At 33.1% G+C, this 8,849-nt stretch carries 7 protein-coding genes; 5 read left to right on the top strand and 2 right to left on the bottom strand.

All coding sequences use genetic code 11. From position 1 onward, the window contains the following. Positions 1 to 229 precede the first annotated feature (229 nt). Together RCH19_RS02100 and RCH19_RS02105 are read right to left on the bottom strand one after the other, a co-directional pair. A complete protein-coding gene (locus RCH19_RS02100; RefSeq protein WP_343021819.1) occupies positions 230 to 1,165 on the bottom strand; it encodes a transposase in 936 nt (311 codons plus the stop codon). Positions 1,166 to 1,202: 37 nt separating this feature from the next. Then, positions 1,203 to 1,556: a transposase family protein gene (locus tag RCH19_RS02105; RefSeq protein ID WP_072992690.1), complete on the bottom strand. Its 354-nt coding sequence runs from the start codon at positions 1,554 to 1,556 to the stop codon at positions 1,203 to 1,205. Positions 1,557 to 2,042: 486 nt separating this feature from the next. Here RCH19_RS02105 and RCH19_RS02110 point away from each other — a divergent pair, with 486 nt between their 5' ends. The 5 genes from RCH19_RS02110 (at position 2,043) to RCH19_RS02130 (ending at position 8,823) form a co-directional block, all read left to right on the top strand. Continuing rightward, positions 2,043 to 3,149 (top strand): transporter substrate-binding domain-containing protein, encoded by a 1,107-nt coding sequence (locus RCH19_RS02110; RefSeq protein ID WP_343021820.1) that lies wholly within the window; start codon positions 2,043 to 2,045, stop codon positions 3,147 to 3,149. Between the two features lie 310 nt (positions 3,150 to 3,459). Beyond that, on the top strand, positions 3,460 to 3,975 hold the full coding sequence (locus tag RCH19_RS02115; protein ID WP_343021821.1) for a DUF4402 domain-containing protein: 516 nt from the start codon (positions 3,460 to 3,462) through the stop codon (positions 3,973 to 3,975). A 95-nt stretch (positions 3,976 to 4,070) separates the two neighbouring features. Next, a complete protein-coding gene (locus RCH19_RS02120) occupies positions 4,071 to 4,922 on the top strand; it encodes a molecular chaperone (protein WP_343021822.1) in 852 nt (283 codons plus the stop codon). A gap of 53 nt (positions 4,923 to 4,975) precedes the next feature. Then, on the top strand, positions 4,976 to 5,506 hold the full coding sequence (locus RCH19_RS02125) for a DUF4402 domain-containing protein (RefSeq protein WP_343021823.1): 531 nt from the start codon (positions 4,976 to 4,978) through the stop codon (positions 5,504 to 5,506). Then, positions 5,506 to 8,823, top strand: a complete 3,318-nt coding sequence (locus tag RCH19_RS02130) for a carboxypeptidase-like regulatory domain-containing protein (protein ID WP_343021824.1) — start codon at positions 5,506 to 5,508, stop codon at positions 8,821 to 8,823. Before RCH19_RS02125 ends, RCH19_RS02130 begins: the two co-directional genes overlap by 1 nt. The last annotated feature ends 26 nt before the right edge of the window (positions 8,824 to 8,849 follow it).

Genomic DNA, 8,849 nt, shown 5'->3' on the forward strand with positions numbered 1-8,849 from the left:
CCTTCCCGAACAGAGTAGTTAAGCCCGCCTGCGCAGATGGTACTGCAGTTATGTGGGAGAGTATGTCGTCGCCTTTCTTTAAAAACCCTATTCATGTATTTGGATAGGGTTTTTTGTTTTATAAAAAGCTGGGAGTTTATATTGTACCAATCCTTTTCATTATATTTAATTAAAACGGATCAAGAACAAAGCCTGGGGAGGAATTGGGATCAAGAACAAACCTTGGGGATTAAGCAAATAACTTAGTTAATCTAAATAGGAAGAATTCAACTTTTCTGACTCCTCTAAATTGATTTCTGAAGGCTTTTATTTTTGCATTAAAGGATTCCGCTGAAGCATTTGTACTTCTTTTATCAAAATAGTTTAAGATAGAATCATAGTTTATTTTTACAGTATTCATAATGGTGTTAAAACTTTTAATCCCAAAGTTCTCTACATCATTATACCAATGCGCTAATTTTGTAATAGCAACAGTTTTATCTGTATTGTTGTTGTAAATGTTTCGCAATTTTTGACTTAAATAATAAACAGTTTTAATTTCCGGATATTCTTCAAATAAGATTGTGGCTCTTTCTTTTTGGCTATCGCTCCATTTATTAGGACTTTTATACAATAGAAATCTACTTCTTGTTAGTAATTGCTTGGCAGTATCTCCATTTGAAAATTCTCTAGAAATAAATGGCGTTTTATTAAGTTTAGATTTAGTTACAGCTGAATTTTCTTGATCTAAAGCATCCCATTTTAATCTGATTCTGACTTCTTGTACAGCTTCTAATGCTAGTTTTTGAACATGGAATCTATCGGTTACTTGTTTTGCTTTTGGAAAGGATTTTTTAGCAATTAACTTCATACTATTGGCCATATCCAGGGTGATTTCTGTAACTTGATTGCGTTTTTTAAAATCTATTTTTTGTAAATGGATTATAACAACCTCTGCTTTAGTTCCCGCAATAATAGCAACAATAGATCCTTTCTTCCCTTTACCTGCCTTGTTGGTGACTACCGTATAAAGTTCTCCCATTGATAGGTTTACTTCGTCTATGGATAAATGGCTTCCAATGTTTTCGGGAAAAATTAGCCACTCATTAGCGTGTTCACGTTGCTCCCACGTATAAAAGTTACTAAGATTTTTTTTGTATTGTCGTTGTAGTTTTTTACCATTCACACCAAAGAATGATCCGATAGTATGACAGTCGTTTGCTTTAGTATCTATTAATTTCTTTTAAAAAATCCGCAAACTCATGAGTCATGCGGGTACCTTGTGCTACTATATTCCAATCACGCTGGATGATTTCTTGAGATTGTTTATCTGTCCAGCGTCGTCTTTTAATGTGTAAGTAAACAAGTTTTCCTCGTAGTGGAAAATCTTGAATAGTAATCTCATTTAAGAAACCTTTGGAGACAAGTTGTCTGTTATTATATTCTTTTGGAGGAGTACTTTTTTCTTCAAAGAATAGATGCATTTTCTCTTGTTCGATTTTGGTGTTGACCAAATCAAAGTGTTCCACAATTAATTCAGGAAGGATCAGTTTTAAAAGTTCTATGTAATTCTCCAAAGCTTGTTCTTTTAATCAGCTAAATTAGGAAATCTTTCATTCCTCCCCAACTTTTAGGATTGATCCAAGTTAATCCCGAAACTTGGGACGCCTAGGAAGATGATACTGCAATTATGTGGGAGAGTATGTCGTTGACTCTCTATAAAAACCCTTTTCATTTATCTGAATGGGTTTTTTAGGACTATACATTTTCAACAAAAATTAATTAAATACTTACCCAACCGAGAAGTTAATCCCGAGACTCCGGCATGACTGTGCAGATGGCAAGGCAGTTATGTGGGAGAGTATGGCGTCGCCTTTCTTTAAAAACCCTTCATTAATAAGATGAAGAGTTTTAAGCTTTGAATTACCTTGGAAGATACAGCTAATTCAATCCTTACCATTAAAATTTATTCGAAACCTTGATTCTTGTGAGTCAAGGTTTTTTGTTTTTATATAAGTTTTGTATTTTAGCAAATTACCATTTACTCACTTAATATATAAATTTTGACTATTCCTATAAAGTTCTTTATCACTTTCTTTTTACTATTTACTTCACTTCACTTCTACAGTCAAGAGACTGCGCTACTGGACGATTCTTTCTTAAAGAAGGATCTAAAAGTTGGTTACGCTGGGTCAGAACCTTTCGTTGTAAAAAATCAAAATGACTGGACTGGTATTTCGGTTGAAATATGGCATTCATTAGCTAAAGATAATGATTTGAGTTATACTGTTTTTCCTTATAACAACATATCCAAAGCAATTGATGATCTACAAAAAGGGAAATTAGACGTACTAGTCGGTCCTGTGAGTATTACTTCTGAAAGAGCAGAACTGATTGACTTTTCTCAACCCTATTTTCAGTCTAGTTTATCTATTCTATCGCGAGTTGGTGCTCCAACCATTTTTGACCGAATTGCTCCATTGTTAACCATAGATCTTTTATATGCTTTATTCATCTTTTTATTTATTTTAGGATGTGTTGGAACATTGCTGTGGTTAGCGGAGCGTAATGCATCACCCGACCAGTTTCCACATGAACCTGTAAAGGGAATTGCGAATGGAATGTGGTGTGCAATTGTTACTATGTCTACTACTGGTTATGGCGATATTGCACCTGTAACTCTAATGGGTAGGATTGTTGCAGGTTCTTGGATGATTATCTCTATCTTATTTGCTACAACAATGGTTGCGGGAATAGCAAGTTCTTTAACTCTATCTGGTTTAGATAAAACTGTTATTTCTTCAGCTGAACAATTTCAAAATCGAAAAATAGCTGTTCTTAAAGATTCGCCTAGCGTTGATTTCGTGAAAGATTATAGTGGTATGGTAATTTTAATAGATAAATTGGAGCAAGGGTATAAATTACTTAGAGATAAAGAAGTTGCGGCAGTGGTTTTTGATAGACCACAAATTAAGTACTTTTTGGATAAAAATCCTGACGATAGCTTAATTTTATCCGATACTGAATATCATAAGCAAGGTTATGGATTCGCATTTCCTTTAAAGTCTAATCTCACTTCTATGCTTAATGTTGATTTACTAAGGTTTAAAGAAGAAGGTACGCTAAAATTGATTGAAAGTAATTGGTTGGGAACTGCGAAGAATAAGTAATTTTCCTAGTCGTAATCTTATTTGCCTGCTATGTGAGCGTTTAGTTATTTAATGTATTTTTGGCGTTATGGATAAACAATTAGTATTATTTTATGTATTTATTATAGAGTTCGAAATTCCAAAAAAAAATATTATTATAGTTTTTTACTTATTTTTATTATCTTAAAGCATCTAAAACATGTAGTTTGACGGATATATCTTCTAATTATTTTTTTTTATCAATTTCTTGTATTTTTCAACTTATATTTGTTTCGTTATTATAGTAATAACTCTATCCCCATTGAAATTTATAAATTTTTAACTTACTGAAATGAAAAAAATTACACTTTTAGCGATATTAATTATCGCGGCATTGTCAAGCAATGCAAATGCTCAAACCGTGGTTAGCCCAGTAGCAACTGCAACTGCTACTATTATCACACCTCTTACCATTTCTAAACTGGTCGATATGAATTTTGGTGATATTTCGACAAATGGTACGAACGGAACTGTTATTTTAAGTAATGCAAATGTGAGATCTGCAACAGGTGGAGCCTCGTTTTCGGCTGCAACTCCTGGAACAATTACTTCTGCAAAATTTGTTGTTACTGGTAATACTGGTTATGCTTATTCTATTAGTATACCAACCGCTATAACGCTTACACACACAAATACGACAAGTGTAATGCAAGTAACAAATATTGGTAATAGTGTAGGTGCTACTGGAACGCTTACGGGAGGTACACAAGATATCTCTGTAGGTGGTACATTAAATTTAGTGGGAGCTCAATTAGAAGGAGTATATACTAATACAACTGACTTGAAAGTTACTGTTAACTATAATTAAAAAGTCACATAGTAAGATTTAACCCAAATACTGCAACGCGCTGTGTATTTGGGTTTTTCTGGTCTTATACAATCAATTTCTAAATGATAATTGGAATGAATACAGAAATTAAGTTTCCCTCTTTATTTACGTATCTCTTTCGATACACGATTTTATTTTATTTTTTTATCTCTTTTGGCAGTACATTAGTAGCTCAAGGAAACTTAGTAATACATCCTAAACGTATTGTATTCGATGGAAAGAAGAAGATAGAGAAGTTAATACTTTCAAATACTGGAAAAGATAGTGCAGTGTATAATATTTCGTTTATTGAATATAAGATGAATGAAAAGGGAGAATTACAATCTATACAAGAGGAAGAAGCAGGTTTGCAGTTTGCTTCACCCTATGTGCGCCTTTATCCTCGTATCGTAAAATTGGGACCAAATGAATCGCAAATGCTTAAAGTGCAAATGTATAATACAGATACTATTGCAGATGGGGAATATCGATCCCACCTCTATTTTAGAGCTGAGCAGGAAAATAGTGCATTAGGGAAAGCAACTAAAGCAAAAGAGTCTGCGCTTTCTGTTAAACTTGAGGCTGTTTTTGGTATTTCTATAGCTTGCTTAATTCGAAAAGGAGAAAACAATACTTCTTTATCTATTTCTGATATTTCTTATTCGAAAAGTAAAAATCAGGAAAATTTCCTATTTTGCAAATTAACTAGAACTGGCAATATGTCTGCTTACGGGGATTTTACGGTTAGTTACACAGCACCAAATAGCAAGGTGTATGAAGTAGGAAATGTTAAAGGTATCGGACTTTATCTTCCAGGTAATCTTCGTAATATGAATATTAAATTAAATGTACCAACTAATGTGAACTTCACAGGAGGGTCATTTAAAGTTGTATTTACCGAAAACGAAAGTAAAAAAATTCTTGCACAAGGTGATTTAAACTTATAAATCCATTTCTCGTTAGGTTTTTTGTTTTACGTTTCAGTAAACTAGAATGAATAATGATACAGATAAAGAGTAATATAAACCGACTTCCACATATGCTATTATTAGCAATGTCTTTTCTTTTTATAACTATTTCAAATGCACAGCCCGGGTTACCGCAACGAGAAATCACAGTTGTTCCTACACAACCTATGGATTTTGGTACATTCTATGTCACTGGTGCTGGATCTATAAAAGTAGACTTTCAAGGAATTGTTAGTACAACTGGTGGAGTAATTTCTGTTAATAGCAGCTCTGTAACCCCTGCGATTTTCGAAATTAAGCTTTGTCAAGGTAGGACCGTTACATTAAGTAATATCTACTCTGTTAATATTAATGGAAGTAATGGTGGTCAGCTAGAATTAATAATTGGTGAAGCGAAGAGAGATGGATTAGGTGAAGTATTGACAAATGGTAGTTCGTTTGCAGTTGATACAAACTGTACTTTTACAACAATACTTCGAGCTGGAGGTACCCTTATTGTGCCGGCTAATGCTGTACAAGGAGTTTATACTGGAATTTTTCCTATGACTTTTACCCAGCAATAATGACATCAACAAAAATAAATACTTTCAAAATTCTATCAGGACGACGTGCAAAAAAAATGTGTACGACGCTGTTTTTGTTGTTTAGTTTCATGATTTTCTCTATTGGTCAAGCTGCAGAAGTTCCTATAAATAAAATTATAAAATTAGATCCCATAGTTTCAACAGATGAAATTCCAGTAGAGATTTTTATCAAAGGGTATGGGAAGATAGAGTCGGACGTTCTTATTACTGATCGAAACAGAGTTTATATCGATGTAAATGATTTCTTAAATAAATTAGGAATTTTATGTGTTAGAACTGATGATAAATTTACAGGTTTTATAGAAAACGAAAATCGGCAGTACACGATTGACTTTAAAGAAAAGCAAATCACTATTGATGAAAATCTAATACGCTCACCTAACGGATTTACTAAAGAGTCCGGTACAATATTTGTAGAATCGACCGTACTAAATGAAGCGTTTGGTTTTAATATGTTATTTAATTACCGCTCTTTATCGATTGTAATGGATGCTGATTTTGAGCTACCGTTAGTAAAAAAGGCTAGATTAGAAAAAATTAGACAAAATGTGTCGTCATTACAGTCACAAAATGAAATAAAATCAGATACTATTATCGGTAGAAACTACCATTTGATAAATGGTTTGGCGGTAGATTGGGCAGTTAATTTGAGTCAAATAGCTGGGCAAAAGTCATTTAATAATTACGCACTTGGTTTAGGTACGGAGTTGTTATACGGTGATGTCAAAGTAGGTTTCGCGTATTATGATAAAGTAAAGTTTGATCGTAGACAATTGTACTACAATTGGCGATGGGTTGATAATGATAGCAAGTTTATAAAGCAAGCACAAGCAGGAAAGATTCCAGTCCAAAGTATTTCATTTTTAGGAGCGCCTTTAGTTGGAGCAACTTTTACTAATTCACCTAATACCATTAGAAAGGCAAAAGGATCTTATATTATTAGAGATTATACTGAGCCTAACTGGACGGTAGAGCTTTATTTAAACGATGTGCTTGTGAATTATACTACATCTGATGCTTCTGGATTGTATGTTTTTGAGGTCCCAATCATATATGGTTACACGACATTAAAACTTAAATTTTATGGACTATTAGGAGAAGAGCGTGTAGAAGAGCGTACCATGAACACTCCATATACTTTTATGCCTAAAAATGTTATGGAATACAACGTAACGGGTGGCGTATTAGAAGATGATAGAGGGAGTCAATTTAGTCGAGGAGAAGTTAATTATGGTATAACTAGATCCCTAACTGTTGGTGGTGGTGTCGAGTATTTGTCATCGCTAGTTGATAATCCAGCTATTCCGTTTGCTAATGTTTCGTTTCAACCATTTACTAAAATGGTTCTTAAAATGAAATATGCAAATGGTGTTAGCTATGGCGGTTTGTTAAATTATTATTTTGGACAAAGTACATTTTTAGAGGTTGATTATATTAATTATGTCGAAGGTCAGAAAGCCACTTTGAATATAACTAACGAAGAGCTTAAGGTACAATTGACATTGCCATTTAAAGGTTCGAAAATTTCAGGTAGTACACAGTTTAATTTTATGCAATATGGCTACGACACTTTCAATTTCAATCAGTTTAATGCTGTTTTTTCTGGTCACTATAAAAATTATTCTTCCAATGTTTCATTATCATCTAACTGGATTACCGATAAAGATCCATATATAAGCACAATATTTGTTTTTTCACATCGCTTGCGAAATGGATTAACAATTAGGCCCTCGCTTCAATACAATGTGAGTGATTCTAATATGATACGTTTTCGAGCCGATCTTGAAAAGCGTTTGGCGAAAATGTATTTTTCTGCCTCATATGAACGCAATGTACAGTTTTCAACAGATAATTTATTTTTTAATTTTAAATATGATCTACCTTACGCGCGTACTAATATATCAGCGACCTATGCAAATAACAATATAAATTTTGCTCAAGGGGTACAAGGTAGTTTAGCCTTTGGAGGCGATAATGGTTATATAAATAAAGGAAATAATTCAGCTCTTGGTAAGGGAGGTATTTTATTATATCCATTTTTAGATCTTAATCAAAACGGAAAACGTGATGATGGAGAAAAAATAGTTTTACTAAGTAAAGTAAAAGTATCTGGAGCTAAGGCAATTATCAGTGCAAAAGATTCTATTGTAAGAATTTCCGATTTGAATGCCTTTGTAAAATATAATATAGGATTTTCAGATGCAGAATTGGAAAATATTTCATGGAGATTTAGAAATCATAGGTACCAAGTTTTAGTAGATCCAAATCAGTACAAGAAAGTAGAAGTACCTATTGTAGTTATGGGCGAATTAGGCGGTACAGTTTTTTTGAATACAGCAAATCAGTCAAAAGGTTTAGGTCGAATTTCTATACAGATATTCAATTCAGGCGGGAAGAAAGTTGCCGAAGTATTAAGTGAATCAGATGGCTATTTTAATTATTTAGGACTGAAACCTGGAAAGTATACCGTTCTTGCAGATGCCAGACAATTAGAAAATTTAGAATATCAATCTAGTCCTTTATCACACGAAGTTACCATAGAAGTATCTGAAGACGGAACGGTTCTAGAGGGATTGAATTTTCATATTACAGCTAAGGATTCAAGCGAAAAAGCTGCTTTGGCTACAGCGAAAATTGCTATTAAAGCACCAATTGTAAATTTATTAAATAATAAAACTGCCGAACCTTTTGCGCACATAATTGATGCTGAAAAAGTTTTTTACACTATAAAAGTTGGTGTGTATAAAGATCACAACCTGCCTAAAAAATTAGAAAATCTTGACACTGTTTTTTATGAAGATTTATCAAGTAGTAGCGTGCAGTACTTTTATGGGATTTTTGATTCGAAAGAAAGAGCTGTTATTGCAAAAAACGTCTTAACTTTCAGAGGTATTCTAGGAACTTCAATCGTCAAGTATCAAAATGGAAAAATAGTTGACCAATCTGCATCAATTGATGAAAAAGCAAACAAGGATGAAAAAGATGTTATTACCAAGTTAGCAAAAATTAGCAGCAAAAAAAATACCTCTTTCGAAAGAATTTTTGATAATAAAGAAGATTTTTTTAGCGTGCAGATAGGAGCTTTTAAAAATTATGTGCCTTCGAGCCGCCTTGAGGTGTTTCGACCGATATATTATGAATTAACAGAGGATGATCTAATTAGGTATACTTCAGGAAAATTTAAAACATTTAACGAGGCAAAAAAAATGAAATTTAAAATAACTACGAAAGGGATCAAAGATGCTTTTATTGTAAAGTATAAAGAGGGTGTTAGGTATAGCTTGCCTAGAAACTAATACTTACTTTATATGATATGATGCTT

The organism is Flavobacterium sp. PL12 (assembly GCF_039123485.1).
Classification (GTDB): domain Bacteria; phylum Bacteroidota; class Bacteroidia; order Flavobacteriales; family Flavobacteriaceae; genus Flavobacterium; species Flavobacterium weaverense.

Coding starts and splice junctions, on each gene's coding strand:
- RCH19_RS02120 (WP_343021822.1), top strand. CDS start 4,071: ATGAATACAGAAATTAAGTTTCCCTCTTTATTTACGTATCTCTTTCGA.
- RCH19_RS02130 (WP_343021824.1), top strand. CDS start 5,506: ATGACATCAACAAAAATAAATACTTTCAAAATTCTATCAGGACGACGT.
- RCH19_RS02125 (WP_343021823.1), top strand. CDS start 4,976: ATGATACAGATAAAGAGTAATATAAACCGACTTCCACATATGCTATTA.
- RCH19_RS02115 (WP_343021821.1), top strand. CDS start 3,460: ATGAAAAAAATTACACTTTTAGCGATATTAATTATCGCGGCATTGTCA.